This is a genomic window from Haladaptatus sp. R4, from assembly GCF_001625445.1.
Lineage (GTDB): Archaea > Halobacteriota > Halobacteria > Halobacteriales > Haladaptataceae > Haladaptatus.
Genome location: NZ_LWHG01000021.1, coordinates 194,708 through 219,928, shown reverse-complemented (window position 1 = coordinate 219,928; position 25,221 = coordinate 194,708). Strand labels below are relative to the sequence as shown.

27 protein-coding genes, 1 tRNA gene and 1 pseudogene are annotated in these 25,221 nt (G+C 62.4%); 16 read left to right on the top strand and 13 right to left on the bottom strand.

Features of this window, described 5'->3' with window-relative positions:
* Window positions 1–4: 4 nt before the first annotated feature.
* Together A4G99_RS10625 and A4G99_RS10620 are read right to left on the bottom strand one after the other, a co-directional pair.
* Entirely contained in the window at window positions 5–997 is a 993-nt protein-coding gene (locus tag A4G99_RS10625) for a PHB depolymerase family esterase (RefSeq protein ID WP_066143160.1), read from the bottom strand.
* Between the two features lie 81 nt (window positions 998–1,078).
* Window positions 1,079–2,281, bottom strand: coding sequence for a glycoside hydrolase family 18 protein (locus A4G99_RS10620; RefSeq protein ID WP_066143156.1), 1,203 nt, complete (start codon window positions 2,279–2,281; stop codon window positions 1,079–1,081).
* 178 nt (window positions 2,282–2,459) lie between these two features.
* Here A4G99_RS10620 and A4G99_RS10615 point away from each other — a divergent pair, with 178 nt between their 5' ends.
* Both A4G99_RS10615 and A4G99_RS10610 read left to right on the top strand, forming a co-directional pair.
* On the top strand, window positions 2,460–2,855 hold the full coding sequence (locus A4G99_RS10615; RefSeq protein ID WP_223301821.1) for a VOC family protein: 396 nt from the start codon (window positions 2,460–2,462) through the stop codon (window positions 2,853–2,855).
* Between the two features lie 132 nt (window positions 2,856–2,987).
* Entirely contained in the window at window positions 2,988–3,827 is an 840-nt protein-coding gene (locus A4G99_RS10610) for an SDR family NAD(P)-dependent oxidoreductase (protein ID WP_066143153.1), read from the top strand.
* A gap of 22 nt (window positions 3,828–3,849) precedes the next feature.
* On the opposite strand, the gene A4G99_RS10605 is transcribed toward A4G99_RS10610, so the two are convergent.
* The 3 genes from A4G99_RS10605 to A4G99_RS10590 form a co-directional block, all read right to left on the bottom strand.
* Window positions 3,850–4,785: an alpha/beta hydrolase gene (locus A4G99_RS10605; protein WP_066143150.1), complete on the bottom strand. Its 936-nt coding sequence runs from the start codon at window positions 4,783–4,785 to the stop codon at window positions 3,850–3,852.
* A 423-nt stretch (window positions 4,786–5,208) separates the two neighbouring features.
* On the bottom strand, window positions 5,209–6,450 hold the full coding sequence (locus tag A4G99_RS10595; RefSeq protein WP_082837784.1) for an Nramp family divalent metal transporter: 1,242 nt from the start codon (window positions 6,448–6,450) through the stop codon (window positions 5,209–5,211).
* A gap of 612 nt (window positions 6,451–7,062) precedes the next feature.
* Window positions 7,063–8,442: an NAD(P)/FAD-dependent oxidoreductase gene (locus tag A4G99_RS10590; protein ID WP_066143139.1), complete on the bottom strand. Its 1,380-nt coding sequence runs from the start codon at window positions 8,440–8,442 to the stop codon at window positions 7,063–7,065.
* A gap of 142 nt (window positions 8,443–8,584) precedes the next feature.
* Between A4G99_RS10590 and A4G99_RS10585 the strand changes: the two genes are divergently transcribed.
* The 3 genes and pseudogenes from A4G99_RS10585 to aglJ all read left to right on the top strand — a co-directional run bounded on the left by A4G99_RS10585 (window position 8,585) and on the right by aglJ (window position 11,767).
* Complete coding sequence (locus tag A4G99_RS10585; RefSeq protein ID WP_066143136.1) at window positions 8,585–9,364, top strand: enoyl-CoA hydratase/isomerase family protein; 780 nt, start codon at window positions 8,585–8,587, stop codon at window positions 9,362–9,364.
* Between the two features lie 196 nt (window positions 9,365–9,560).
* Window positions 9,561–10,764, top strand: a pseudogene (locus A4G99_RS10580) (amidohydrolase).
* 94 nt (window positions 10,765–10,858) lie between these two features.
* Entirely contained in the window at window positions 10,859–11,767 is a 909-nt protein-coding gene (gene aglJ, locus A4G99_RS10575) for an S-layer glycoprotein N-glycosyltransferase AglJ (RefSeq protein WP_066143130.1), read from the top strand.
* Window positions 11,768–11,860: 93 nt separating this feature from the next.
* Here the strand turns inward: aglJ and A4G99_RS10570 are convergent, their stop codons facing one another.
* Entirely contained in the window at window positions 11,861–12,499 is a 639-nt protein-coding gene (locus A4G99_RS10570) for a cell division inhibitor MinD (protein ID WP_066143126.1), read from the bottom strand.
* A gap of 83 nt (window positions 12,500–12,582) precedes the next feature.
* On the opposite strand from A4G99_RS10570, the gene pyrB reads away from it, so the two are divergent.
* From pyrB to A4G99_RS10555, 3 genes are all read left to right on the top strand, one after another.
* Window positions 12,583–13,494, top strand: coding sequence for an aspartate carbamoyltransferase (gene pyrB / locus A4G99_RS10565; RefSeq protein WP_066143124.1), 912 nt, complete (start codon window positions 12,583–12,585; stop codon window positions 13,492–13,494).
* Window positions 13,491–13,952: an aspartate carbamoyltransferase regulatory subunit gene (gene pyrI / locus A4G99_RS10560; protein WP_066143121.1), complete on the top strand. Its 462-nt coding sequence runs from the start codon at window positions 13,491–13,493 to the stop codon at window positions 13,950–13,952. Before pyrB ends, pyrI begins: the two co-directional genes overlap by 4 nt.
* A gap of 98 nt (window positions 13,953–14,050) precedes the next feature.
* Window positions 14,051–14,749: a hypothetical protein gene (locus A4G99_RS10555; RefSeq protein WP_223301820.1), complete on the top strand. Its 699-nt coding sequence runs from the start codon at window positions 14,051–14,053 to the stop codon at window positions 14,747–14,749.
* Here A4G99_RS10555 and A4G99_RS10550 read toward each other — a convergent pair whose 3' ends face one another.
* Together A4G99_RS10550 and A4G99_RS10545 are read right to left on the bottom strand one after the other, a co-directional pair.
* Window positions 14,750–15,352, bottom strand: coding sequence for a hypothetical protein (locus A4G99_RS10550; protein WP_066143116.1), 603 nt, complete (start codon window positions 15,350–15,352; stop codon window positions 14,750–14,752).
* A gap of 81 nt (window positions 15,353–15,433) precedes the next feature.
* Window positions 15,434–16,351 (bottom strand): peptidylprolyl isomerase, encoded by a 918-nt coding sequence (locus tag A4G99_RS10545; RefSeq protein ID WP_066143114.1) that lies wholly within the window; start codon window positions 16,349–16,351, stop codon window positions 15,434–15,436.
* A gap of 261 nt (window positions 16,352–16,612) precedes the next feature.
* Here A4G99_RS10545 and A4G99_RS10540 point away from each other — a divergent pair, with 261 nt between their 5' ends.
* Window positions 16,613–17,092, top strand: a complete 480-nt coding sequence (locus A4G99_RS10540; RefSeq protein WP_066143111.1) for a phosphopantetheine adenylyltransferase — start codon at window positions 16,613–16,615, stop codon at window positions 17,090–17,092.
* A 15-nt stretch (window positions 17,093–17,107) separates the two neighbouring features.
* On the opposite strand, the gene A4G99_RS10535 is transcribed toward A4G99_RS10540, so the two are convergent.
* Window positions 17,108–17,428, bottom strand: a complete 321-nt coding sequence (locus A4G99_RS10535) for a cyclin (protein WP_066143109.1) — start codon at window positions 17,426–17,428, stop codon at window positions 17,108–17,110.
* Between the two features lie 86 nt (window positions 17,429–17,514).
* Between A4G99_RS10535 and A4G99_RS10530 the strand changes: the two genes are divergently transcribed.
* Window positions 17,515–17,599: transfer RNA gene (locus tag A4G99_RS10530), tRNA-Leu, on the top strand.
* Between the two features lie 142 nt (window positions 17,600–17,741).
* A complete protein-coding gene (locus A4G99_RS10525; RefSeq protein ID WP_066143104.1) occupies window positions 17,742–19,298 on the top strand; it encodes a polysaccharide biosynthesis C-terminal domain-containing protein in 1,557 nt (518 codons plus the stop codon).
* Window positions 19,299–19,625: 327 nt separating this feature from the next.
* Here the strand turns inward: A4G99_RS10525 and A4G99_RS10520 are convergent, their stop codons facing one another.
* Both A4G99_RS10520 and A4G99_RS10515 read right to left on the bottom strand, forming a co-directional pair.
* A complete protein-coding gene (locus A4G99_RS10520) occupies window positions 19,626–20,045 on the bottom strand; it encodes an RNA-binding protein (RefSeq protein WP_066143098.1) in 420 nt (139 codons plus the stop codon).
* A 30-nt stretch (window positions 20,046–20,075) separates the two neighbouring features.
* Window positions 20,076–20,288, bottom strand: a complete 213-nt coding sequence (locus A4G99_RS10515; RefSeq protein WP_066143095.1) for a hypothetical protein — start codon at window positions 20,286–20,288, stop codon at window positions 20,076–20,078.
* A gap of 165 nt (window positions 20,289–20,453) precedes the next feature.
* Between A4G99_RS10515 and A4G99_RS10510 the strand changes: the two genes are divergently transcribed.
* Window positions 20,454–21,011: an NUDIX hydrolase gene (locus A4G99_RS10510; RefSeq protein WP_066143092.1), complete on the top strand. Its 558-nt coding sequence runs from the start codon at window positions 20,454–20,456 to the stop codon at window positions 21,009–21,011.
* Here the strand turns inward: A4G99_RS10510 and A4G99_RS10505 are convergent.
* Window positions 21,008–21,832: a hypothetical protein gene (locus tag A4G99_RS10505; RefSeq protein WP_066145126.1), complete on the bottom strand. Its 825-nt coding sequence runs from the start codon at window positions 21,830–21,832 to the stop codon at window positions 21,008–21,010. The two genes, A4G99_RS10510 and A4G99_RS10505, sit on opposite strands and share 4 nt — an antisense overlap.
* 157 nt (window positions 21,833–21,989) lie before the next feature.
* On the opposite strand from A4G99_RS10505, the gene A4G99_RS10500 reads away from it, so the two are divergent.
* The 4 genes from A4G99_RS10500 (at window position 21,990) to A4G99_RS25900 (ending at window position 24,456) form a co-directional block, all read left to right on the top strand.
* A complete protein-coding gene (locus A4G99_RS10500; RefSeq protein WP_066143089.1) occupies window positions 21,990–22,298 on the top strand; it encodes a hypothetical protein in 309 nt (102 codons plus the stop codon).
* Between the two features lie 107 nt (window positions 22,299–22,405).
* Window positions 22,406–23,548 (top strand): acyl-CoA dehydrogenase, encoded by a 1,143-nt coding sequence (locus tag A4G99_RS10495; RefSeq protein ID WP_066143086.1) that lies wholly within the window; start codon window positions 22,406–22,408, stop codon window positions 23,546–23,548.
* 324 nt (window positions 23,549–23,872) lie between these two features.
* The gene (locus A4G99_RS25905) at window positions 23,873–24,031 is read left to right on the top strand and encodes a hypothetical protein (protein WP_190303740.1); all 159 of its coding nucleotides are present in this window, start codon (window positions 23,873–23,875) and stop codon (window positions 24,029–24,031) included.
* Window positions 24,032–24,288: 257 nt separating this feature from the next.
* Window positions 24,289–24,456, top strand: coding sequence for a hypothetical protein (locus A4G99_RS25900; protein WP_190303739.1), 168 nt, complete (start codon window positions 24,289–24,291; stop codon window positions 24,454–24,456).
* A 24-nt stretch (window positions 24,457–24,480) separates the two neighbouring features.
* Here the strand turns inward: A4G99_RS25900 and A4G99_RS10490 are convergent, their stop codons facing one another.
* Window positions 24,481–25,155, bottom strand: coding sequence for a phosphoglycolate phosphatase (locus A4G99_RS10490; protein ID WP_066143083.1), 675 nt, complete (start codon window positions 25,153–25,155; stop codon window positions 24,481–24,483).
* Window positions 25,156–25,221: the final 66 nt, after the last annotated feature.

Below are 25,221 nucleotides of genomic sequence, written 5' to 3'. Positions count from 1 at the left end.
ATGGTCACAGGTCCCTCGTGAATCCGGAGACGAACTCCCAGATGATCCGACTGGCGTCCGGCCCGCCGGGCGCGGTGAACTCCCCGCCAGCGACTCCACCGGACCACGCGTGATCCATGCCCTCGACTTGCCAGTGTTCGACGAGCGAGTTACCGTTCTCGTCGTGGTACTCGGATACAGTGTAGTCCAAACTCGGCCCTTGGCCGCCGTAGGTGCGGTCGGCCGTCGTATCGACGTTGTCGTCGTCCGATCCATCGGACGCGAGGTCGTTGGTCTGAATCGCCTGTTTCGTCGCCTGCTCGCCGTTGATGGGGGAGACGGTCGTGTCCGCCGTCCCGTGGAAGACGATGGTCGGCAGTTCGCTCACGGTGTCGTAGATGTCCATCGCGTCGTAGGCGTCGGTTCCCTTCAGTTCGGGGTCCGGTCCGCCGTACAGCATCGCCGTCGTTCCGCCCGCCGATGTATCTGCCGCGTCGTACTCCAAGCCGGAGTGAACGCCGCCCGCCGCGTAGATGTCGGCGTACTCCGCGAGCAGGTTCGGCACCATCGCCGCACCGGCCGAGAGTCCGGCGACGTACACGCGCTCGGGGTCGCAGTTCTCGGCGTCGATGGTCGTCCGCGTCATTCCGGCGATGACGGCCGCCTCGCCGTAGCCCCGCATCGTGTTCGCATCGTAGAACCAGTTCCAGCACTGGGCCGGGTTCCGCGCGTTGTACTGATCGGGGTAGATGACGACGAACCCCTCCTCATCCGCGATGCTGTTCATCCGTGTCTCCTGTCGGAACTGGTCCGCGTCCTGTGAACACCCGTGGAGCATCACCATCAACGGCGGGTTCGACCCCGCCGAATCCGGGACGTATCGCCAGTAGTCGAAGCCGTCGTAGTAGTGGTTCGTGTACCTTCCCGTCGCCGTCGCCGTTCCCGAACTTCCCAAGACGCCCGCTGCGGCCACCGTACCGCCCACCGACCGCAGGAGCGTTCGCCTGTCAAGTTTCATGCTATGACGAAACGTACCAATGATGTCGAACAAAATCTATTGGTGGGTTAATATGTAAATATTGCCCGATGGACGCGATATTTATCGTCGTCCGCGTCGGCGCGAACAGCCGAGCGCGGCGTGTATCGCGCTGATGAGCGTGTTGCTGGGGTCGTGTGAAAGTTCCCAGCACATCATCCCGCCGAAGTCGTTGTCCCTGACGTACCGGGATTTCTCCATGACCGAATGACGGTCGTCGTAGGTGACGAAGGTGTCGTCAGTCTCCGAATACAGCCACGGGACGCGCGCCTCGCGATGCCAGTGATACTGGTACTGCGGCTTGCTCTTGAGTTGGCGAATGGCGTGATACGATTGGGTGTCCGCGCCGTCGAACGGTTGGAACAGTCCCTGATTCTCGTTTCCGACGTTCTCGAAGACGAAGCCGTAAAACGGCGTCCCGCAGACGAGTTTGTCCCGCGCGATGGGCTTTTCGGCCCAGTACTGCATCGCGTGGTCCACCGTGAGAAGTTCCTGCCAGTACGTCGGGTCGTCGTACGGCGCGTACAGCGGCGCGTTGAAGTTCGTCGCGGAACTCCAGCTCCCATAAAAGTTGTAGTTCATCACGTTGATGAAGTCCAGGTACTCCGCGATTTTCCCAACCTCCAACGGGTCGATGTTCGACGGAATGGGGGCCGCCGCCATGCTGAGTTCGTAGTGCTGGTCGTCCTCCTTCCCGGCCTCGTCCAACTGTCTGCGGAGTTCTTCGAGCAACAGCGTGAAGTTTTCCGGGTCGTCCTCCCGAACCGAACCGTCCGGGTACTCCCAGTCGATATCGATGCCGTCGAAGTTGTATTTTCGGAGGTGTTCGACGGCCGTTCGGGCGAACCGTTTTCGACTGTCGGCCGTCGAGGCCGCGGCCGACATGTTGTCCCCGAATTCCGCGATTGTGAGCATGAACGTCGTCCACGGCTGTTCGTGCGTAATCTCCTCGAACTGTTCCAGCACTTCTGGGGCGTAATCGCCCGTGACGGCGAGTTTCACCTCGCCGTTCGCTTCCGTTTCGAGAAACGCGTAGTTCAGGTGCGTTAGTTTGTCGTACGGCACGTCCCGCGGCGTGTAATCGCCCGCCCACGACGGATAGTACGCGACGACGCGTTTGTCCGACCGCCGTCCGTGTCGGTGGCGATGGTGGTCTTCGTGACCCTCCCTCGCCTCGACCGTATTCCCGAACAGCGCCAGCGTCGTCACCGCTCCGGCACCCTGTAGGTATCGCCGCCGTCCCACGCCGCTATTTTGTATTTTCATCCACCGTAGGGATAATCATAATAATAAATAAAAATATACCCTAGCTTCGTAATTTTATTTTCCGACAAGTGGGAATGACGAACGCTCTCGGAAACGGAAAACCGGCCGTTGGTCCTGAAACCCCGAAACGAGCACTGGGTATTAACGACACACGGGCCGTAGTTCGAGGCGGATTCGGATGAACGTCGGTCGCCAAATCCGAGACCGATCCACGAATTTCATCATGCAACTGAACCACACCAACCTCACCGTATCGGACGTGGAGACCACGGCGGCGTTCTTCGAGGAGTACTTCGACTTGGAGAAACGGGGCGGCAGTCCCGCCATCACGATTCTCTCGGACGACGCCGGGACCGTCCTGACCCTGATGCGGGGAAAGGAGGGCGAGGACATCGAGTATCCGAGCAGTTTCCACATCGGCTTCTTCGTCGACGACGAGGACCTCGTGGACGAGAAACACCGCCGACTGGAGGAGGACGGCTACGACGTGACGGACGTCAAAATGCGGCACAACACCTACGATTTCTACGTCGAAGCGCCGGGCGGGTTCTCCATCGAATTCGGAGCCAGATAGGTCAGTCGAGGTATCGGCTCCTTCCGAGGTTACGAAACGCAGAGCAGTCGTCGTGGTCGTCGGTTCGCTACCATCGACCACCCTTCCGAAGGGCTATGTCAATATCTGTTGGATTGTCCAGATGAACCATCCATGAACGGATTAGCAGGGAAGACGGCACTCGTGACGGGAGCAGGGTCGGGAATCGGGCGTGCGTCCGCGCGCCGGTTCGCAGAGGAAGGCGCGAACGTCGTCGTCGCCGACATTGTCGAGGATTCCGGCCGAGAAACGGTCGAACTCATCGAGGACGCTGGCGGCGACGCGACGTTCGTCGAAGTGGACGTTTCCGACCTCGCGTCCGTCGAGCACATGGTCGACGTCGCGGTCGAAACCTACGGAAGTCTCGATTTCGCGCACAACAACGCGGGAATCCTCACGGACTTCGTGGAGATGACCGGTATCGAGGAGGGTCACTGGGACAGGCTACTCGACATCAACCTGAAGGGGATCTGGGCCTGCATGAAGGCCGAACTTCCCGTCATGAACGAACAGGGAAGCGGTGCCATCGTCAACACGGCATCCGAAGCCGGTTTGGTCGGAATGGGCGGACTCTCCAGCTATTCGGCCAGCAAACACGGAGTCGTCGGGTTGACCAAGTCGGCCGCGCTCGAATACGCCAGTCGGGGCGTCCGAATCAACGCCATCGCGCCCGGTCCGACGAAGACGAACATCCAATCCGGATTGATGGGCGGCCCCGGCGCTTGGTCGTCGATGTCGCTGCGGGACCGTCTCGGGACGGCCATCGACCTGATTCGAACGGCGATTCGGACGATGTGGTCCGATTTCGATACGTCGGCCATGCGGGACGTTCCGATGGACCGCATCGCCGAACCGGAGGAGATGGCCGGGGCGGTGGCGTTCCTCTGTTCGTCCGACGCCTCGTACATCACCGGACATACGTTGCCCGTTGACGGCGGGCAAGCGGCCGACTGAGAATCGACGGCACGGGATTTCGTCAGTTCTCGTCGAGCGCGTCCGCGAGGTCGGCGGCGACGTCCGCGATGGCTTCGTGGGCGCGGTCTACCTCGCGTAACGTCATGAACCCGTGGACCATCGTCTCGTAGTTCTCGTAGCGCGTTGGAACGCCGTCCCGGACGAGTTGTTCGGCGTACGCCTTCCCGCCGTCGCGGAGCGGGTCGAATCCGGCGGTGATGACCGTTGCGGGAGCGACATCCGACACGTCGGCCGCCTTCGTCGGGTCGGCGTACGGGTTTCGTTGGTGGATTTCGTTCACGTAGTAGCACCGTTCGTACCACTCCAAGTCGGATTCGCTGAGGACGATACCCGTGTGCTCTCGGACGGACTGCTGGTCGTCCTCGACGCCAACGCCGGGGTAGATGAGCGCCTGATGGGCGATTTCCGGACCGTCGCGCTCGGCGGCCATGAGCGCGGCGACGGCGGCTAGATTCCCACCCGCGGAATCGCCCGCGACTGCGATTTCCCCGGTTCCACGGATCGCGTCCGGGTTTTCGGCCGCCCATTCGACGGCGGCGTGGGCGTCCTCGACCGCCGCGGGGAAGGGGTGTTCGGGTGCGAGTCGGTAGTCGACCGAGAGGACGGCCAGGCCGCTCTCCCGCGTGAGGTGTCGGCAGAGCCAGTCGTGCGTGTCGATGCTTCCGAAGACGAACCCGCCTCCGTGGAAGAACACGACCGTGGGAAACGGTCCGTTCGCATCGGGGAGGTAGAGGCGAGCGTCGAGGTCGTCCGCGGGACCGGGAATCGTCCGGTCCACGGTCGCACCGACGCTCGGCGGGTTCCGATTCTGTAGCCACATCGCCGGTCGGGTGATGAGGCGGGCGATTTTTACCCCGCGACGACTGTGCGGGAGCGGAAATAGGTCCTGACGCTCGACCGCTGCCTTCGCCTGTGGGTCGATTTCGTCGGCTTGCATACCCGAACGATTGGGGAATCGAGACCAATGATTGTTCGTGCTGCGGCAGGTCTCCGGTGCCATTCGTGTGAGTCGGAGTCTGTGATGTCACGAACTGCTTCTTCTCACGGCGAGGGGTCATCGAAAATTCGTTTCGTGCATACCGCTCCGGGTAACACGAGGAAAAGAAGGGCAACGACGTCGTCGAAAGTAACCGTCGGGGCCGTGGAGTAGAGCCAGATACCGTACAATACCCCGATAAAGCAGAGCAGTGCCCCGATAGCGAACAGGCGTTTTGCCGTCGAACTCATACCTCGTGTCGTGTCTCGGAAAATATATAATCGGATGATAGCGGTTAGCGCGCAGTGCAACGCACGTGACCCCGAGACGACTGGTCTTCGATGGCTCGTGCAACTCCGTCCCGAAGTCGGCGTTCACCCGAACTTAGCCGAATATCGTGGTGTAGAGCAGCCAGACGTTGAGCACGGAGATCAGCGCGACGATGGCGCCCATGACGCCCGTCGTGCTGGTGCGGTTGACGAACGAGCCCATAAGACCCTCCTCGCGGGTGAAGTAGACGAGCGGTATCAGGACGAACGGCAACTCGAACGAGAGGGCGACCTGGCTGGCGACGAGGACGCTCGTCGGGTCGAACCCGGCGATGACGACGGCGAGACTGGGGACCAGCGTGACCGAGCGCCGGATCCAGACGTTCACGTTCCAGTCCAGAAACCCGTCCATGACGGTCTGGCCGGACATCGTCGCGACGAGCGAGGAGGAGAGTCCGGCGGCGATGAGCGCGATGCCGAACGCGAGGCTGGCGTTCGTGCCGAAGACGCCGCTCAGGGTGACGTAGGCATCGTTGAGTGTGCTGATTCCGGTTCCGGTGAGTGCCGCGGCGGCGACCACGAGCATCGCGGCGTTGACGAACATCGCGCCGAACAGTGCGACGACCGTGTCGATCGATTCGTAGCGGAAGTGGTTGCGGTGGACGTCTTCGGTGTCTCCGGACTCGGCGACGAGGCGTTCCCGTCTGTCCTGCACGATGTAGGGGTGGAGGTAGATCGAGTGGGGCATCACGGTCGCACCGAGGATACCGATGGCGACGTAGAGGGCGTCGGCGTTCGGGATCGATGGCGCGAGACCGGCGGCGACCTGTCCGGTGGTTGGCTGGGCGAGCACGACCTCGAAGACGAAGGCGAGGGCGATGACCCCGACGAGGGCCATAATCACGTACTCGATGGCGCGGAAGCCCCGTTTGTAAGCGGTGCGGACGCCGAGCAGCGCGAAGCTGGATGCCCCGGCGAGGATCGCACCGCCGGGTAGCGGGATGTTGAAGATGAGGCTGAACCCGATGGCCGCCCCGATGATCTCTGCCATGTCGGTGGCGATCATCGCCAGTTCGGCGGCCGCCCAGAGGACGATCACGACGCGCCGCGGGAGACGCTCACGGCAGAGCTGTGCGATTCCTTTCCCGGTAGCGATACCGAGTTTGGCAGCGACGATTTGGATACCCATCGCCATCATCGAGGCGAGCACGATCACCCAGAGAAGGGCGGTGCCGTACTTCGCGCCGCCGGAGATGTTCGTCGCCCAGTTCCCTGGGTCCATGTACGCGACCGAGATGAGAAAGCCCGGTCCCATGTACTTCGCCAACTCGCGAAAGGAGAACGCACGATTAGACATTGGTTAACAGTAGTTTAGACGCCTCTAATAATATTATTTGTGGTTCTAACATTCGCTGCCGTACTGTCGATTGAGGCGCTCAAGACCCCACGAAAAGCGTATTCAGTTATCAGCCGGGGTCCTCCCGCTTGCAACGCTCCGTACGGTCGAAACGACGCTCGTGACGAACACTCACGTTTTGCCCGATCGAATGGAGACGTTCGACTGGCTCTGTCGGAGTAATGGAAATATCGCCCGGAACACTAACCTCCAGCCTCATTCCGTGGCGGCGTGCCGAGTCGGCTGGCAAACCCTCGTGCCGGGCGGGCGAGAATATCGCCAACTTTCGACGGCTGAACCGTCGAAGCGGGTCGCGTCAGTAATGGCGACCGACTTCCGAGCCAGTTAGCCCCGACTCACGGGCAGTGATTTTGGAGCTCACTACGCTCACTGAACTGTTGCACACCTGGGTTCTCCGCTCGGTCATCGCTCCCGAAGTGGGAGTACTCCGGCGGGGACTGAGGTGCGCATCGAACGGTAGACGACGGCCGAATAAGGAGTTTCGGGTTCAGTTATCAGAACAGATATTCGGAGCCGAAAATCCGGACGTCGGAACGGATGGTCGGCGTCGCGTCAGTACGTGTACTCGTCCTCGGTGACCTGCACGTACTTGCCGTTCCGGTAGCCGAACTTCGTCTTCTTGTACTGGGCCATGAGCCTCCCGGCGCGAACGCCGGACGAGAGGCTGGACGAATCGAGCTTTCCGATTCCGGTGCCGTCGTCGTTGAGCAGTTTGTTCACCATCGAGAACGCCTTGTCCCAGTCGTCCGGGCCGTACTCCTCCACGATGTCCGCGAAGGCGATGTTACGCAGGAGTTCGTCGCCGATCGCGTCCTTCCACTCGTCGTTGTACGATTCGATGTCGTCGGTCGCGGCGAGTTTTCCGGCGATCTTGCCCGAGCGAACCGCGACGTGGTAGCCGCCCTCGTGGAAGGCGCTGGTCGTTCCCATCGCACCGCCAGCGACGGCGATTCCGGCTCCGACGGGCGATTCGATGGGCCGCGTCGAGGAGATGGGGTACGTTTCGGTGCCGTTCGATTTCCCGCGGTCCTCCACGAGCGGGAAGTCCTCCTCGATGTCGTACTCGTCGCCGTACTCGCGTTCGAGGAGGCGGCGGATGTACTCGTTCGGACGGGGGAGTCCCTCGTCGTCCGGGCGGAGAAGGTCGTAGGAGTCGGGGTCGTCGACGTCCTCCAACGTCATTCCGATGGGCATGGTGAGTCCCACGCGGGCAACCGTGCCGTCGTTCGGGAAGACCCACGGATAGGCCGTCTCGCCGGGGATGACGCCCCACCAGAACTTGATGGCGGACTTTTCGAACACCTCTTCGGGGAACTCGCGGTACTCCTGATACGCGATGTGGTTCACTTCCGGCGGGCTGAGGTAGTCGCTCGTGGAACTGCCCTCGGGCATGAACTGATCGAGCGCCCCGAGTGTAACCTGGCGCTGTGGCCCGTCGGCGAGGACGAGATACTTCGCCTCAATGTCCTCGCCGTCGGCGAGTCGAAGCGCGTGACGGTACTCCGCGTCGAGGTTGGTTTCGACGGCCTTGACGCCGACGCCGACGCGGTACTCCGTGCCCGCATCCTCGACGCGCTCCCGTAGCCAGTCGTCCATGCGGGCGCGGAAGAAGGTGAATCCCATATTGGGGTACGACGCATCTATGCCCGTACCGCGGAGGGTGACGGCCTCGTGTGGGCCGATGAAATCCGCGCTGTCGAGGACCTGCAGGACGACCTCGTCGGGAATGTCCTCGTAGTCCTCGTCCATGATGTCGATCCAGTAATCCAGCATTCCGGCGGCGTCGGTCGAGTCGGGACCGAGGAACTCGCGGTCCTCGCGCGGGACGCCCTTTTCGAGGACGACGGCGCTCGCGCCGTGTTTCCCTGCTTGTTCACCGGCCGCCATCCCTGCGGGGCCCCCGCCCACTATCGCAACGTCGAATCGCTCCATATTCCTACGCTACTCAAGGAGGGATACTAAATTCTTAGCCTTCGGTCGCGCGAGCGTTAGGAATCGAAATCGGTCGCCGTACTCCACGGGATCGGTCGCCGTACCACGGTACTGTTTTGGCGATTCCGCCCACAGAACCGGTATGGCAGAGTTCGAACACCTCTCCGTCGAGCGGACCGACGACGTGGCGCGCGTGACGATGAACCGCCCGGAAACGCACAACTCGATGAATCCCGCGATGGCCGCCGAACTGCGGACGGCGACGGCCGACCTGTACGAGGACGATTCGCGGTGTGTCGTGCTCACCGGAACCGACGGCGTGTTCAACACGGGTGCGGACCTGTCGGTGCTCTCGGGCGACGCGAGCGACGGCCGGACGCTTCGAAGCATCGCCTCCTCCCTCCACCGCGCCATCGAAAACCTCGCGCGGGCACCGAAACCCGTCGTGACCGGCGTGAACGGCGTCGCGGCGGGCGGCGGATTCGGCCTCGCGCTGTCGGGCGACATCGTCCTACTCGCCGAGGACGCCAGACTGGAGTTCGCGTACCCGCGCGTCGGTCTGACCGGCGACGCAGGTTCGACGTTCTTCCTCCCGAAGATCGTCGGCCTTCGGCGGGCGAAGGAAATCGCCCTGCTCGACGAACCCATCGACGCCGAAGCGGCCGTCGAGATGGGATTGGCGACGGAAGTCGCGCCCGACTTCGACGAGCGCCTCGACGAACTCGCCGCGAAGTTCGCGGACGGTCCGACGAAGGCCTACGGCGCGACCAAGCGCCTGTTCAACCGGGGGCAGGGACGGGACCTGTCGGCCCAGATGGCCGCCGAGACGGATTCCATCGCCCGGATGACCACGACGGCCGATTTCAAGCGGGGGCTGGACGCATTCTTCGGCGAAGGAGAACCGGAGTTCGAAGGAAAGTAATCGAGCGGTTCGAAGGTAGTCGGTGGGTAGGTGGGGAGTGTGGGAAGGTGGGGAGTGGGTGAGTGGGCGGGGAGTGGGCGGAGGTGAATGGGGGTAGGCGGGGAGTGAGTGGTGGATGAATGGGTTATACGTGCGGAAATCGGCAACCTATGTTTCGAACCGAAATACTCATTCTCCCGCCCTCGGTGGTTGTGGCATGCAGGCAATTCTCAATGGAGACGTTCGCACGGTCGCCGACGCGGGAACCATCGATGGCGGTGTTGTGCTGTTCGAGGATGGGGAAATCGTGGCGGTCGGCGCGGAGGGTGACGTCGAGGTCCCGGACGACGCCGAAGTCATCGATGCCCGTGGGAAGCCAGTGACGCCGGGTCTCGTGGAGGCCCACAGCCACGCCGGGATGGGCGAGTGGGGCGAACCGGAGGACGGCGATGTGAACGAACTCTCGGATCCTGTGACGCCGCACGTCAACGCGCTGGACGGTTTTCACCCGCGTGACGAGCACCTTCGCCACGCCTACCAGGGCGGGGTGACGACCGTCAGCGCCCGGATGGGGAGCGCGAACGTCATCGGTGGCATCATCTGTTCGATGAAAACCTACGGGAACATCGCCGACGAGATGCTGATCCGGGAGGACGGCATGAAGGCCGCGATGGGTGAGAACCCGAAGCGGTTCCACGGCGACCAGAAGGACCGCCAGCCCACCACACGACCCGGCATCGCGGCCACCCTCCGACAGGCGTTCATGGACGCCGAGGACTACATCGACCGCCGGGAGAAGGCCGCCGAGGACGGCGACCCGTTCGAGCGCGACCTGGGCATGGAAAACCTGTCGCGGGTCATCGAGGGCGACCTCCCGCTCCGCGTCCACGCCCACCGCGCCGACGACATCGCCACCGTGTTCCGCATCACCGACGAGTTCGGCATCTCGGACCTGTCGATCGAGCACGCCACCGAGGGTCACGCGCTCGCGGAGGAGTTCGTCAAACGGGATGTCCCCGCCATCGTCGGCCCGTCCTTTTACTCCGGCGCGAAGTACGAACTGTCGAACATCACCTTCGAAACCCCCGGCATCCTCCACGACGCGGGGGTCAAAATCGCCATCCAGACCGACGCACCCGTCCTCCCGCAGGAACACCTCGACGTCTGTGTCGGACTGGCGATTCGAGAGGGACTCCCGGAGGAAGCCGCCCTCCGGACCGTCACGCGCAATCCCGCCGAGATTCTGGGCATCGAGGACCGCGTGGGGACGCTGGAAGAAGGGACGGACGCGGACCTCGTCGTCTGGGACGGCGAACCGTTCGACATCACCGCCGACGCCCAGCACGTCTTCGTCGACGGCCAGCACGCGTACGACGCGGAGCGCGACGACCGCGACCCACGGCGACGAGTACGCGTGGTGACGATCAACCGTGCTTGATCTTTTCCACTACCCCTCTCGTCGCTGACAGAGTCAAAGGGTTGGGCTTTTAGCCTCCCGGTGTTCATCTCCCGACGATGCCCGACAGAGAGGACGTGTGCGTACTCATCCCGACGTTGAACGAAGCCGAGACGATTGGCGAGGTCATCGATGGCTTCCGTGAGCAGGGATTTTCGAACGTTCTCGTTGTCGACGGGAACTCGGACGACGGAACGCGCGACGTGGCGACGGATCACGGCGCGCGCGTCATCCAACAGAGCGGGGTCGGCAAAGGCCAAGCGGTCCGCGAGGGACTGGAACACATCGAAGCGGAGTACGTCCTGATGCTGGACGGTGACGGGACGTACAAACCCGGGGATGCGGACACGATGCTCGCCCCGCTCGACGATGGGTACGACCACGTCATCGGCAACCGATTCGCGGACATGGACGACGGCTCGATGCCGCGGCTGAACCACTTCGGAAACCGCATCATCAACGAATCCTTCGCGGTCATCCACCGCTCGAACTTCAAGGACATCCTCAGCGGCTACCGCGCGTTCACCCGCAAGTCGGCCGAGCGGGCGTATCTCACCTCGGACGGCTTCGGCGTCGAAACCGAACTCGCCGTCGAATGCGTCAAACACAGCGTGCCGACCGCCGTCGTCCCGGTCCAGTACGAGGAACGCCCCGACGACTCGGAGACGAACCTCCACCCGCTCTGGGACGGCGGCGACATCATCATGACGCTGTACCAACTCGCCAAGACGAACAACCCGCTCTTTTACTTCGGAAGCATGGGATTCGTCAGCGGTCTCTTCGGGGTGTTCCTCGGCGCCTACGTCGGCGTCGAGTGGGTGACACGCCACATCTCACACGAAGTACTCGCCGTCGTCGCGGGTGTCTCCATCATCTTCGGCCTGCAACTGCTGATGTTCGGCGTCCTCTCCGACATGATCGTGACACTGCACCGCGAACAGATGCGTCGAATCGAAGAACGACGGTAGACGGCGACCGCCGACGAACGACGGCAGATGACGACGATAGACGGGAACTATCCACGACGAGAGCGTTCTTTTCACACGAAGTTCCGGGGGCGGTCAGAGCCGTTTGGACAGGAGCACCGACGCGAGTCGGTCGTACGCCCGAACGACCGACTCGTCGGAGAGCACCGCGACGCCGCCGTCCGGAATCGAGGCGAGCACTGGTGTTCCGAGCAGTCGCTGGACCCTCGGAAGGGGACGGTCCGCTCGCGTGAGAACGACGCCGATGATGGTCGTTCCGAGCGCACGCGCCATCGCGGCGGTTTTGGCCGCGTCGCGCAGACACGCCGGGTCGGGTGTCGTCACCAACAGGACGTGGTCCGCGATGCGGAGCGGCGTCGCCGCATCCGGGCCAGCACCCGCCGGACAGTCCACGAGAACGTGGTCAGCAGTGCCGGGGAGACGGGGGAGGGCGTCCGCCAGCGAAATCCGTTCGCCCATGGTTCGTGGTGCGGGGACGATTCCGACGCCGGAGAGATTCGGCGGCGGATGGGTGGCGGTCTCGACATCCTCGCCCGCCGCAACCGCGGCGAGGTTCGGCGTCGGTTCGACGGCCGCGAGCAGATGCAGATCCGGCATGTCCACGTCGGCATCCGCGGCGAGGGCGGACCGGCGCGTCCTCCCGAGTGCACCCGCGAGACCGAGCGTCGTCGTCGTCTTGCCACAGCCACCCTTGCCACCGGCGATAGCGAGCATACCGGGAGTGGACTCATCATCCGATTTAAACTTCGGGGTGAGACCCGTACCTTTCAAGACGCGTGACGACCCCTGTTCGAACGATGCGGCACGACCACCTTATCGACACAAAACAACTAACGCGGCAGGACATCGAGGACGTCCTCGACCACGCCGCGGAAATCGACGCCGACCCGTCGGCGTTCGCGGATCGACACGCGGGAAAACTGCTCGGACTGATGTTCTACGAGCCGAGTACCCGCACGAAGATGAGTTTCGAGACGTCCATCAAGCGCCTCGGCGGCGATATCGTCGACATGGGACCCGTCGAATCGTCGAGCGTGAAGAAGGGAGAAAGCCTCGCCGACACGGCCCGCGTCATCGAGGGATACGCTGACGCACTCGTGTTGCGCCACCCGAGTCAGGGTGCGGCGAAGATGGTGGGCGAGTTCGTCGACGTTCCGCTCCTGAACGCGGGCGACGGCGCGGGACACCACCCGACTCAGACCCTGCTCGACCTGTACACGATTCGGGAGAACGCGGGGCTGGACGACCTCACCATCGGCATCATGGGCGACTTGAAATACGGCCGCACGGTCCACTCGCTCGCCTACGCGCTGACGAACTTCGACGCCAACCAGCACTTCATCAGTCCGGGGAGCCTGAAACTGCCACGAAGCGTCCGCTACGACCTGCACGAGGCCGGGGCGAGCGTCCGCGAGCACACGGATATCGAGGCAATCCTCCCGAACTTGGACGTGCTCTACGTGACCAGAATCCAGCGCGAGCGCTTCCCCGACGAGAACGAGTACCGCGCTGTCGCGGGCGACTACCAAATCGACCTCGAAACGCTCGAAGCCGCGCCGGACGATTTGACCATCATGCACCCGCTTCCGCGCGTGGACGAAATCGCGCCCGAGGTGGACGAGACGGAACACGCGAAATACTTCGAACAGGCACACAACGGCATCCCGGTGCGGATGGCACTGCTGGATTCCATGCTGGAGGACCAATGAGCGACCACGAACTCCGCGTCAGTAAGATTCGAAACGGCACCGTTATCGACCACATTCGCGCCGGACAGGCGCTCAACGTCCTCGCCATTCTCGGCATCGACGGGGCCGACGGCGAGGAGGTGAGCGTCGGGATGAACGTTCCCAGCGACCGGGTCGGGAGAAAGGACATCGTGAAAGTCGAGGGGATGGAGTTGAGCCAGAACGAGGTGGACGTGCTCTCGCTCATCGCGCCCGACGCGAGCATCAACATCATCCGGGAGTACGAAGTCGCGGAAAAGCACCGCTTGGAGCGACCCGAGTACGTCACCGGCATCCTCTCCTGCCCGAACAGCAACTGTATCTCGACCGAGGACGAACCGGTGGACTCGAAGTTCGAAGTGCTCCCCGACGGCGTTCGGTGTGAGTACTGTGAGACGATACTCCGCGACGACCTCGCCGCACACATCAGCGTAAAGTAGGAAACGACGGCTTAACGGGCCGAACTGGAACGCTTAACGAGGCGAACTGGAACGAACGGTCGGCCCGGTTTATGCTGTCACTCGAAATGCTTCCCGGTATGGGAACCCGAATCGGCAGACATCTCGCACTCGTCTTCTCGCTTCTTCTCGTCGTCTCGGGCGGTGCAGCCATCGCGGCCAGTACGGCAACCAGCACGTCGGCCGCGACCAACACGTCTCCGTCTCCGAGCGCGCTGTCGGCGGTCCAAGTCGGCAACTACAAAGTTTCCATCAAGAACGTGACCGTCAGGACGTGGGCGCTCCGGAACACGACGGTGGACAACGCGACCATCGATACGGTTCACGTCGGGACGTTGCGGACGAAGCGCGGAGCGAAGCGGAACGTCACCCTCCACAACGTCTCGGTTTCGACGGTCCACATCCGGAATGGAACGCTGAAAAACGTCAGCGCCGATAGAATCGTCATCCGAAACCGCTCGATCTGGAACGTTCCGGGCGGTGATCTGTTCGACCCCGGCGTGAAAAACCGCGTCATCGAGCGACACGTGCTGGAGAACCTCACCGTCGAAGGTGCATCCCTCGACACGCTGAACGTGACGACGCTGTCCACGGCCAACGTCACGGTGCCGGAGCAGTCGACGGACCCGCAGGTCGATCCGGCCGTGACGAATCCGGATTCGAAGCCACGACCGGACATCGTCATCGAGAACGCGAGCGTCGATTCGGGGGTCGTTCGGCACGCGAACGCCGGAAGCTGGTCCGCCCGGAACATTAACTCCGAGAACGCGACGGGATAGTCAGAGAAACGAAGCGGTCTCCACGGTTTTCCCGCCCGGAAACGCCGCCCCGCCGAGTTCGAACCCCGGAACCCGCACCTCGTCGCCCTCCCGAAACGTGAGCCCCGGAACGTCGCCGAAGACGCGCCGAAACTGCTCGTCCGCGTCTGCGTCCGGAACGGTGAGTTCGACCCGCTCGAAACGGGTGTCGTCCCACGGTCCGAGGTCCGTTTCCACGTCGCTCCCGTCCGGGTGGAGTTCGACCCGGAACCCCCACGGGGTCATGACGAACGTCCGTCGTCCGTCGCGGTCCCGGACCGACCAGTCCGCCTCTACCGCACGGTCACAGATTTCATCGAACGAGGTCGTACACAGACCGAGATGGTCGAAATGCGGCTTTCGTCCCGGTGCTATCGTGACGTTCACGTAGCCCCGCTGGGCGTTCTGGAGGCGGAGGCGAAAGTCGTCCGGAATCGGGTCCGCCGCGTCGAGCGCGTGGAATTCGCCATCGACCTGCCCGAATCGCCGGTAGGGCGGCAGTCCGTGCGCGTCGAGTTCGGCCTCCGCATGGTTCACGTCGGGCGTGTTGAAGTGGAGATGAAAGAGTCTGGTCGGGGATTGCATATCCGACGCTCACGTCCGTGCGAAAAAATCGATTCGGTTCGATGTGGTTCGATTCGGTTCGATACGAATCGAGGGACTCGATTACTCTTCGACTTCTTCGGCTTCGTCGTCGGCTTCGAGTTCCTCGACGAGTTCGTCCTCGTCGATGTCGGCGTCTTCGAGGGCTTCTTCGAGGTCGGCACCGCCCATGCCACCCATTCCGCCCATGCCCATCATACCGGCACCGGCGCCGTCGATGGTCTCCTGAACGATGACTCGGTCGAGGTCGAGTCGGTCGATGACGTCCTGTGCGATCTGCTGTTTCTGGAACATCCACTGCTGGTTCATCGATAGCTGCGGCGTCGCCTCGATGTAGAGGGTTTCCTTCTCGACCGTCTCGGTCTCGGTCTCGCCGTCCTCGTCCTCGACTTCCTCTTCGACCTCGTCCGTCTCGATCCACATGTCGAGGTCGGCGTCGATGTACATCGAGAAGAGACCCTTGGCCTTCTCCTCCGCGTCCTCGACCTCTTCGACGATTTCGTAGTCGTATTCGATGTCCTCACCGGCGAGCGGGTGGTTGAAGTCCACGCGTGCGCGGCCGCCGATGATGGTCTCGACGTAGCCCTGCTGGCCGTCGACGTTGACACGAGCACCGGGGTAGCGGTCGTCCTCGCCGATCTTGTCGGCGCTGATCGTGCGGACTTGCTCGTTGTCGTACTCGCCGAACGCCTGCTCGACGGAGACGGTTCCCTCGTCACCGGCTTCCTTCCCGTAGATGTCCTCTTCGACGTCCTCGAAGATGTGGCCAGCACCGAGAACGATGGTGCGCGGACCGAACTCGCGGTCTTCCGCCTCGATGCCTTCCTCTTCGGCGACCTCTTCGCTGGTCGTGTCGACGAGGTCCTCGTCCTCGGCGGTTCGTGCCGTGTAATCGAGACTGATGAAGTTTCCTTCCTGCAGCCCCTCCTCTGTCTGAGTTTCTTCTTCCTCGTTTACATCTGCTTCTTGTTCGTCACTCATATCCGAAACGACACCCGTTCTGCCCTTAAGAATCACGTTTCGCCTTCGAGGAGGAATTTAGCCGATCGGGAACCGTTTCTCCCTCCATACGAGCATTTTAGCGGGTGAAACACCGAAATTCATCGAAACCGACGTCTCGCGGTGACCCCCACCCGAAGTTAGCCGATATGTTCGCTCGTCGACAACGAGGTGGAGACCCCGCGTCCGGTGGTGTCGCGGCGTTCCGAAGGTGATAAACCACGCGGAACCATTCGCCGGGGTATGGACGTTGCGTTGGGTGGGACGTTTGACCCGGTTCACGATGGACACCGGGCGTTGTTCGAGCGAGCGTTCGAGTTGGGTGATGTCACCGTCGGGTTGACGAGCGACGATCTCGCTCCCGCGACTCGAAACGTTGACCGACATGTCCGCTCGTTCGAGGAACGAAAAGCCGACCTCGAAGCCGAACTGCGAGACTTTGCGGGGGAACACGACCGCGACTTCGAGGTTCGAAAACTCACCGAGCCGACGGGGATCGCCACCGAGGAGCAGTTCGACGTGCTCATCGTCTCTCCCGAGACGAAGGACGGCGGCAAGCGAATCAACGAACTCAGAGCTGAGAAGGGACACGACCCGCTCGAAATCGTCGTCGTTCCGCACGTCGAGGCCGAGGACGGAGACATCATCTCCAGCACGCGAATCGTCGTCGGCGAGATAGACGAACACGGGAATCTGACCCCGGACGACGACGGACGCGATTGAATTTTCCGAACGCAACTACCACGACGGCGGTTGTAGTCCGGCCTCTTTCAAAATCGACTTCCAGCGCTGTTGAATGGTCAGCCGAGAGACGTCCATCGCGTCCGCCACGACCTGCTGTGAGCGCTGGTCGCCCTCGATGAGCGACCCGGCGTACAGGCTGGCGGCCGCGACCGCGCGTTTCGAGCGGTCCTCGGGGTCATCCGCGTCGGAGACGGTCGAGAGGAAGAGGTCCGCCGCTCGCGAGCGAGCGGCGGTTTCGAGTTCGAGACGGTCCGCGGCCTGTTGAATTTCGGCGAGCCAGGCTTCGTTTTCGACGTGGTCACGTGCCCGATACACGAGAAAACGTTGCTCGCCATCCGATATAAACGCTCGTCCGACGAGAACGATAGGTACTTATCCGGCACATGAAAAAGCCATACTGCGTGCGGGTAGCCAAGCTAGGCCAACGGCGCAGCGCTTAGGACGCTGTCCCGTAGGGGTCCGCCGGTTCGAATCCGGTCCCGCACATTTTCATCACGATTACCCGGCGAGCCTTCGCTTTGTGGAGGCTCACCCCGCCTGCCGACGGTATCCGAAATCCGGTCGGGAAAATCATTCCGTTCCAAGCGAGAAAGTATTTGGACGACCAACGCGACCGTAGCATACAGTAATGGACCGAAGCATCTCGGACGGAGTTCTGTCCGTTGCCGGAGCGAAGGTGCTCACGCTCTTCATCGGACTCCTCACCACACCGATCCTGTATCGATGGCTCGGTGCCGAGAGGATCGGTATCTACTACGGCCTCCTCGCCCCGTTCTCGCTGTTCATGATCTTCGTCAGTTCCGGGGTGAGCGACGGTGTCCGGAAGTTTCTCGCGGAGAACAGGGCGTTCCCGGACTGGACGTCCCACGTCGTCGGGTTCTACTTTCGACTGGCGTCCGGGTTGGCGCTCGTCGGCGCGGGACTCGTCGCGCTCGTCACGTGGAGCGGCGTCCTCGATTCCCTCCTCCCTCCCGGATACGAGATATACGGGTACCTGCTCGCCGTCCTCGTCGTCGTGAGCCAGTTTCAGTCGTACGCCCGCCGGACGCTGATGGGATTCGGTCTCGAACGCTACTCCGAACCGCTGCAGATCGTACAGAAGGTGACGTTCGTCGGGATCGCCCTCGCGCTCATCAGCGCGGGGTACGGTGTCACCGGGATGTTCGTCGGGAACATCGCGGCGAGCACGGCCGTCGCCCTCCTCGGCCTCGCGCTGGTCAACCGCAAAGTGTCGTTGGGGAGCGTTTTCAGGGTTCCGTCCTCGGAGTTTCCACGCAAGGAGTTGCTCACGTTCAACGTCCAATCGATCGTTCTCATCCTCTGTCTCACGTCGCTCTATCAGGTCGATCTCATGATGCTCACCCTGCTGACCACTTCCAAACAAGTCGGATACTACCGGGGAGCGCTCGAACTGGCGGAGTTCCTCTGGTTCGTCCCGCTGGCGCTCCAGACGGTCTTCGTCCATTCCACGTCCGAACTCTGGGCGGCGGGACGGGTCGACAAGATATCGAACCTCGCCGCACGCACCACACGATACACGCTACTCATGACCGGCGTGATGGCGGTGGGGCTCGCCGCGTTAGCGCCCGACGTCGTTCCGGTGTATCTCGGCTCCGACTTTCAGCCGACGGTGAAACCGCTCCTCCTGTTATTGCCGGGTGCGCTCGGGTTCGCCGTCGCGCGGCCGATTCTCGCCATCAGTCAGGGCGAGGGAACGCTCGGGTTCCCGATTCGCGCGACCGGTGCCGCCGCGGCGATAAATCTCGGGCTCAACGCGATACTCATTCCCCGCTACGGGATGTCCGGAGCGGCAGTTTCGACGAGCATCGGCTACGGTTCGATGTTTCTCTTCCACGTTTGGAGCGCGCGGAAGGTCGGTTTCGACCCGCTCTCGAACGCTCGTCTCGGCCGCATCGCCGCGACGATGCTTCTCGCGGCACCGCCGATATTCGCTCTGGCGCACTTCATCACGTACTCCATCTCCGTCTCGGGAATCGCCCTGCCGCTCTCCCTCGTCGTCGTTCCCCCGCTCGGACTCGCCATCTTCCTCTCCTGTGCGTTCCTGACAGGAGCGCTGGGAATCTGTGAGGTGCTTCGGTTACTCTCGGATTTCCCCGTGCCGGTCGGACCGCTCGCTCACCGACTTCGATGTCGAACGCCGTTCCTTTCCTCGCTCTGCGGGTAGACTCGGCACCGTTCGAGTTGTCCCACGGGAGTACGATCAGCCGCAAAAATTCGAAAGACGCGTTTGCGAGGTTAGTGGTCCGAGAAACCGTCTATCACGCCGCCGCAGTCCGGACACGACACATATTCGGTACCGGTGCTTTTGTGGCCGGTCGGATTGCCGTTACGAGTCGTGCGGGAACTGCTGCCATGGCTCAGGTCAGAACTACAGTATGGACATTCTAGCATGATACTCATCCACGCGTTGCGTGGTAACGATTCACACAACACGAGGTATCATAATAAACTTTGTGTCGGCTTATCTCCGGGAGAGATGCCGTAATCGTGATTACGAGAGCGCCTCCTTGGCGTTCTCGACCGCTGCTTCCTTCTTCGCGGGGTAGGCTTCGACTTTCGCGCGGAGGGTGATTCCCTGCCCGAGTCGAACCTCGTCGCGGTACGCGGCTTGCTTGTCGAGCGAGATGAAAAACGAACAGTTGTCGTCCACGCGCTGGTCGAGTTCCCCGCGCACTTGCTCGATGTCGTCCAGTTCGCGGAGTTTGCCGAGTATGTGACGCATTTCGTCGGCGTTCTCCACCCGCGCCGAGAGGATGAGGATTCGGTCGCCGAGATGCCCTTCGCTCTTCATGCGCTCGATTTCGGCCTCCTCGGGGAGGTAGGCGTCGAGGGCGTCCTCCACGCGCTGGTCGTCTTCGGTCGCATAGCAGAATGCCCGCAGGTCGATGTAATGAAACGGAACGCTGGCCATGATGGTACGTACGAGTGGGGGAAAGAAAAGTTACGCTTCGTCGTCCGCGTCTTCGTCGGCGTCACCCTCGGCCGCTTCGAGGGAGTCCTCCGGAACGCCGGTTTCCTGTCCGTCCTCGAAGCTGACGGTGTAGGTGGCGTCGCCGAACATGTTCTCGATGACTTGCGTGACCGTCCCCTCGTCGCCGTCGTATTCGCTGTGCTGGTCGTGCAGAATGACCGCGTCGTCTTCCTCAAAGCTCATACCGCCGGATAGCCCATCCGGTCGTAAAAACCGTCCGATTCCGGAGTGTCCCCGACCGAAGGCTTATCTCGCCCGCTCGAATATCCTGGCACATGATTGCACTCTCCGCGCGGTCGGATTCTCCCTCTCGTTCGCCATCCGAGTCACATCGCGGTCAGTCACACGATGACGCTCGATGACCTCTGGTTTCTCGCTACCGAGGCGGACCAGCGGGCCGAACAGGCCTATCATCGACTGACGGAGCGACACACGGGATTTATGGAGTTCACCCGGACGTACGATGTCTCCCGGCGGCGATTTCGGACGCTCGCCCGGCGCGTCTCGGACACCGGCGCGCCGTACGGCGCACACACCATCGTCTATCGGCCGTCCGGCGAAATCCTCCTCGTCTGGCACGGCGGGTTGGACACGTGGGTGCTCCCCGGCGGCGGCATTCAGGAAGACGAGTCCTACCGCGAAACCGCGGAACGGGAACTCTGCGAGGAGGCGGGCGTGGAAGCGAACTACGAAGGACTCGGAATCGCAACCCGTACTGCAATTCGGTGCGGCGAGTACTCGACGTGGGGTATCCTCCCCGTGTTTCAGGCGTGTGCGAAGACGACGACGCCGACGGTCCGCGACCCGGACGGCGAGATAACGGATGCGAAATGGTTCGGGAAGTTACCCGAAAACACCCGCGACCGCGAGCAGTTGGTCGCGTGGCAGGAAAACGAGTTCGGCTAGTTGCCGTGCGTGACGCCGTCGCGTGAGTCGGCGTCCATCCGCCGAATCGCGCCGCGGGCGTTGCCCGATTCGTAGCCAAAGAACACGTCGTTCGCGTAGGCGTCGGCGACTTCGGTGGCGTGAATGAGGTCGTCGATGTCGATATCGACCGCGTACAGTTCGATGCTGAACGGGATGTCGAGCGCGTCGGCGAACCCACTGGCGATGATTTCGAGCCAGTAGGTCGTCGAGTAGGCCATGTCGTACAACGGGACGACGAACTCGTCCACGTGTTCCGACAGCGCGTCCAAGTCGAGTCCGGCGCGCTCGTAGAGGTGGCCCGGATACGGGTCGGGGTACAGCGTCAGATACGTTTTACCGGGGATTCGGTCGGTCGCTTCCGCGACGAACTCCGTGATGACGTCTGCGCGCCACGCGTACCAGTCGTCGTAGTCGCTCTCCGCGAATTCCGCCTCGCACTGCTCGCAGTGGCAGTACTCCGCCCGCGGGAAGCCGATGTCGTCCAGTCGCACGTCGGGGTAGGCCTCGGCGGCGTCGGAGACCATCTCCAACAGTCCTTCTCGGTAGGCTTCGCGCGTCGGGCAGATGTACCCCCAGTCGAAGTACGGTTGCTCGCGGGTCGCCAGTTCGCCCTCGTCGCTCACCGGCACCAACGAGGGGTCGTTCTCGGCGGCGGTGCTGTCGCCGAAACAGGAGATCATGTTCACGCCCATCTCGACAGGTTCGGTTGCACGCCCCGTCACGTCCTTCATCTCGTAGAATCCCCGCTCGAACTCGGGCCAGTCGAGTTCCTCGGGATTTCGCGTCACCACGCCGTACATGGTACGCCGTTCGGGTTCCGGTCGGTAATCGGTTTCGAACCCCGTGTCTCTCGCTTCCACTCCGCCCTCGTCCCTCGCTTCTCCACACATTCCCCCTTGAACGGCTTTCAAGTTCGCCCCGCAGACCTTCCCCTGTGGGGACGCTCTACTCTAGTCCATGATCCGAACCATACTCGGCGTCGCATGTGCCAGCGTCGGAGCGCTCACGTCCGCCGCACCCGGCGAGAACAATCCGCTGAACGGACTGGACGGATTGCAGGAGATGGACGACCTGCAGGGAATCTCGTTCGACAAACTCAACATCCTCTCCCTGCTCGCGCAGGCGGGGTACGCCTTCCAGAAGGGCAACGCGAAGCGCGGCGCGCTGCTGCTCGGTGCGGCCACCATCGCGCCGAAAAGCAAGGAGGCGTCGTACCTCGTGCAGGGCGTCGTCACGCTCGATTCCATCCGCAAGCGACTGTCGTAAGCCGACGAGGAACGACCGGTTCCCGCGAGCGGATGTCGTACGCCAGCAATGGACCCGGTTGGACCGCGATGGGAAAAGTAAAGGATTGACTGCACGCATTTTCCGTTATGGACTTCAGTCTCTCCGCAGAGCAGAAACAGATCCGGGACATGGTCGCGGAGTTCGTGGACGAGGAAATCAAGCCTCGCGCCGCGGAAATCGACGAAACCGACGAATTCCCCAGCGACCTCGTCTCGGAGATGGCCGACCTCGGCCTGATGGGCATGCCCTTCCCGGAGGAGTACGGCGGGGCCGGACTCGACTACCATTCCTATGCCATCGGCCTCGAAGAGATCGCACGCGGGAGCGGCGGCCTCGGAACCGTCGTCGCCGCCCACACCAGCCTCGCGGGTAACATGCTCTACGAGTTCGGGAACGAGGAGCAGAAACAGGAGTTCCTCACCCCGGTCAACGAGGGCACCGACATCGGCGCCTTCGCGCTCTCGGAACCCGGCGCGGGGAGCGACGTTCCGGCGATGGACACCACGGCCGACAAGGACGGCGACGAGTACGTCCTCAACGGCGGCAAACTCTGGATTTCGAACGGCTCAGTCGCCGACACCGTCACCGTCTTCGCCAAGACGGACGAGGACGCGGGGAACAAGGGCATCTCCTCGTTCGTCGTCCGTCCCGAGGAGGACGACGGCTTCCACGTCGAGGGCACGGAGCACAAACTCGGCGACAAGGGCTGTCCGACCGCCGAACTCCGGTTCAGCGACCTCCGGATTCCCAAGGACCGCCTGCTCGGCGAGGAGGGCGACGGCTTCGTCCACGCCCTGAAGACGCTCAACGGCGGGCGCATCACCATCGCCGCACGTAGCATCGGTCTCGCCCGCGCAGCCCGGGACGACGCGCTCGAATACGCCCAGCAGCGCGAGCAGTTCGACCGCCCCATCAGCGACTTCCAGACCATCCAGCACAAACTGGCCGACATGGACACGAAGATTCAGGCCGCGAAGATGCTCATGCACCGCGCCGCCGACCGCAAGATGCGCGGCGAGGACTTCATCAAACACGCCGCACAGGCCAAACTGTTCGCCAGCGAAATCAGTAGGGAGGTGGCCAACGAGGGCATCCAGATTCACGGCGGCTACGGCTACACCACCGACTTCGACGCCGAGCGCTACTACCGCGACGCCAAACTGAACGAAATCTACGAGGGCACCAGCGAAGTCCTGCGGAACACGATTGCGGCGCAGATGTTGGACTAAAGAGGAGAGCAGCGACTCGGTGAACGCTCTTCGGGCGATTTTGTTTTGGTCGGGAGATGACGATACAGAGCAGTTTGATTGAGAAGACTCCAAATACTGAGTTGCATCAATACCGCACCACACCCTCCCCGGACATTCCTCGCTACGCTCGTCACCCTCCTATCAGAGCAAGCTCTTTTGTGCTCTCCTTCGCTCCGCTCACGAGGATGTCGCGTGCCGTGGGAGTTGATTCGTTTGCACGTATCTCGTCCAGACGAGTGGCGCGCGCTGACAAGACGTTCGACCAGCGTCCGGTCGAACCGTCTTGGAAAATCCGTGCGAGGGATGACGGAGGAGCGCGAAGCGCTTCCGGAGGAATCGGTTGGGGAGGCGTGTGGCACGGGCGGTGCGGGATGGGATGAAAGGGGCCGCCCGCTCGCGCATTGCGTGGTCGTCTCGCCGACCCCTCTCGAAGTAGTGAGCGACGAAGGAGCGAGCGGATGAGAGATGTTGGCCGAGCGTCACACGAACGAACGTGAGTGTGGCCACGGAAGTCGCAGCCCGCGAACGAATGTGAGCCGGAACGTCTTCCGGAGGACCGCGAGCGGGCGGGGGCTTTCGAGGTCTGTCTCCAACATCTGAGATTACAAATCAACCAAACACATTCGTTTGTAACGGGAGTGTTCTCGAAACCTGAATTTCGGTAATTCGATACTCCAATACCCCCACAAATATATCCCAATAGAATTCAATCAATCGTCATGTCTATGCGGCCAACCGTGAAGGCGGCACTGGTGGCCCTCTCGGTATTCGTTGGCTCGCTTGCGTTCGAACAAATCGGTGCGCCGTGGTTCGTGAACGCGCTGTTCGTTGGCCTTTGCCTGCTACTCGTCGCGATCACGTCGAATCGAAACGGCATCCAAAACTAGCGAACTCCGCACACACCTCTTTTTTCACGGCCACTCTCGAACTTCCTCCAAAACCGATATCGTCCCCTCCGAGTACGACTCCTCGATGACCGTCTCGGCCGCGCGCTTGGCCTTTTCGTCGGCGTTCGCCACCGCGTAGCTCTCGCCGACGACGCCGAAGGTGGAGACGTCGTTTTCCGAGTCGCCGATGGCGACGAACTCCTCCAAATCGCGTCCGAGCAGTTCGGCGACGGCCTTTATTCCCATGCCCTTGCTCACGCCGGAGGATTTGACGTGGTAGGCGAAACCGGTGTCCACGACTTCCTGTCCGTACTCGCTGGCGAGTTCCGAGAGCGGGCCGAGCGGTTGGTCGCGCTGGACGGCGATTTCGGTCTCGCGCCAGCGGTTGGTCAGGTCCACTTCGCCCCACCCCAACTCGTGACCTGCCTCTCGGTACTTCTCGGCGACGCTACGGGCGGCGTCCCCGTCACCGTTGCGCGTAATCTCGTCGTTCGCGAGGACGATGCCGCCGTTCTCGGCGATGACGAGTTCGGGAATCTGGAGGAAGTGACAGAGCGAGACGGGGTAGGGAAACGCCTTGCCGGTGGCGATGACGACTGGGGCCTCCCAGTCGGGGAGCAAGTCGAAAAATCGCGGGTCGATGGAGTCGTCCGGCCGGGTCATCGTACCGTCGATGTCGAGAACGAGCGGTGGAACCATGCCGGGGGTTCGTCGGTTCCACACTTAGGTTCGGCGTTCGCGGTTATCCGACCCCCGTCGCCTGTC

Coding starts and splice junctions, on each gene's coding strand:
- A4G99_RS10605 (WP_066143150.1), bottom strand. CDS start 4,785: ATGCAAGCCGACGAAATCGACCCACAGGCGAAGGCAGCGGTCGAGCGT.
- A4G99_RS10585 (WP_066143136.1), top strand. CDS start 8,585: ATGGCAGAGTTCGAACACCTCTCCGTCGAGCGGACCGACGACGTGGCG.
- A4G99_RS25900 (WP_190303739.1), top strand. CDS start 24,289: ATGTCTATGCGGCCAACCGTGAAGGCGGCACTGGTGGCCCTCTCGGTA.
- A4G99_RS25905 (WP_190303740.1), top strand. CDS start 23,873: ATGACGGAGGAGCGCGAAGCGCTTCCGGAGGAATCGGTTGGGGAGGCG.
- A4G99_RS10520 (WP_066143098.1), bottom strand. CDS start 20,045: ATGGCCAGCGTTCCGTTTCATTACATCGACCTGCGGGCATTCTGCTAT.
- A4G99_RS10550 (WP_066143116.1), bottom strand. CDS start 15,352: ATGCAATCCCCGACCAGACTCTTTCATCTCCACTTCAACACGCCCGAC.
- A4G99_RS10505 (WP_066145126.1), bottom strand. CDS start 21,832: ATGTACGGCGTGGTGACGCGAAATCCCGAGGAACTCGACTGGCCCGAG.
- A4G99_RS10495 (WP_066143086.1), top strand. CDS start 22,406: ATGGACTTCAGTCTCTCCGCAGAGCAGAAACAGATCCGGGACATGGTC.
- A4G99_RS10515 (WP_066143095.1), bottom strand. CDS start 20,288: ATGAGCTTTGAGGAAGACGACGCGGTCATTCTGCACGACCAGCACAGC.
- A4G99_RS10615 (WP_223301821.1), top strand. CDS start 2,460: ATGAACGTCGGTCGCCAAATCCGAGACCGATCCACGAATTTCATCATG.
- A4G99_RS10525 (WP_066143104.1), top strand. CDS start 17,742: ATGGACCGAAGCATCTCGGACGGAGTTCTGTCCGTTGCCGGAGCGAAG.
- A4G99_RS10545 (WP_066143114.1), bottom strand. CDS start 16,351: ATGAGTGACGAACAAGAAGCAGATGTAAACGAGGAAGAAGAAACTCAG.
- A4G99_RS10595 (WP_082837784.1), bottom strand. CDS start 6,450: ATGTCTAATCGTGCGTTCTCCTTTCGCGAGTTGGCGAAGTACATGGGA.
- A4G99_RS10610 (WP_066143153.1), top strand. CDS start 2,988: ATGAACGGATTAGCAGGGAAGACGGCACTCGTGACGGGAGCAGGGTCG.
- A4G99_RS10570 (WP_066143126.1), bottom strand. CDS start 12,499: ATGCTCGCTATCGCCGGTGGCAAGGGTGGCTGTGGCAAGACGACGACG.
- aglJ (WP_066143130.1), top strand. CDS start 10,859: ATGCCCGACAGAGAGGACGTGTGCGTACTCATCCCGACGTTGAACGAA.
- A4G99_RS10510 (WP_066143092.1), top strand. CDS start 20,454: ATGACGCTCGATGACCTCTGGTTTCTCGCTACCGAGGCGGACCAGCGG.
- A4G99_RS10490 (WP_066143083.1), bottom strand. CDS start 25,155: ATGGTTCCACCGCTCGTTCTCGACATCGACGGTACGATGACCCGGCCG.
- A4G99_RS10620 (WP_066143156.1), bottom strand. CDS start 2,281: ATGAAAATACAAAATAGCGGCGTGGGACGGCGGCGATACCTACAGGGT.
- A4G99_RS10555 (WP_223301820.1), top strand. CDS start 14,051: ATGGGAACCCGAATCGGCAGACATCTCGCACTCGTCTTCTCGCTTCTT.
- A4G99_RS10625 (WP_066143160.1), bottom strand. CDS start 997: ATGAAACTTGACAGGCGAACGCTCCTGCGGTCGGTGGGCGGTACGGTG.
- pyrB (WP_066143124.1), top strand. CDS start 12,583: ATGCGGCACGACCACCTTATCGACACAAAACAACTAACGCGGCAGGAC.
- pyrI (WP_066143121.1), top strand. CDS start 13,491: ATGAGCGACCACGAACTCCGCGTCAGTAAGATTCGAAACGGCACCGTT.
- A4G99_RS10500 (WP_066143089.1), top strand. CDS start 21,990: ATGATCCGAACCATACTCGGCGTCGCATGTGCCAGCGTCGGAGCGCTC.
- A4G99_RS10540 (WP_066143111.1), top strand. CDS start 16,613: ATGGACGTTGCGTTGGGTGGGACGTTTGACCCGGTTCACGATGGACAC.
- A4G99_RS10590 (WP_066143139.1), bottom strand. CDS start 8,442: ATGGAGCGATTCGACGTTGCGATAGTGGGCGGGGGCCCCGCAGGGATG.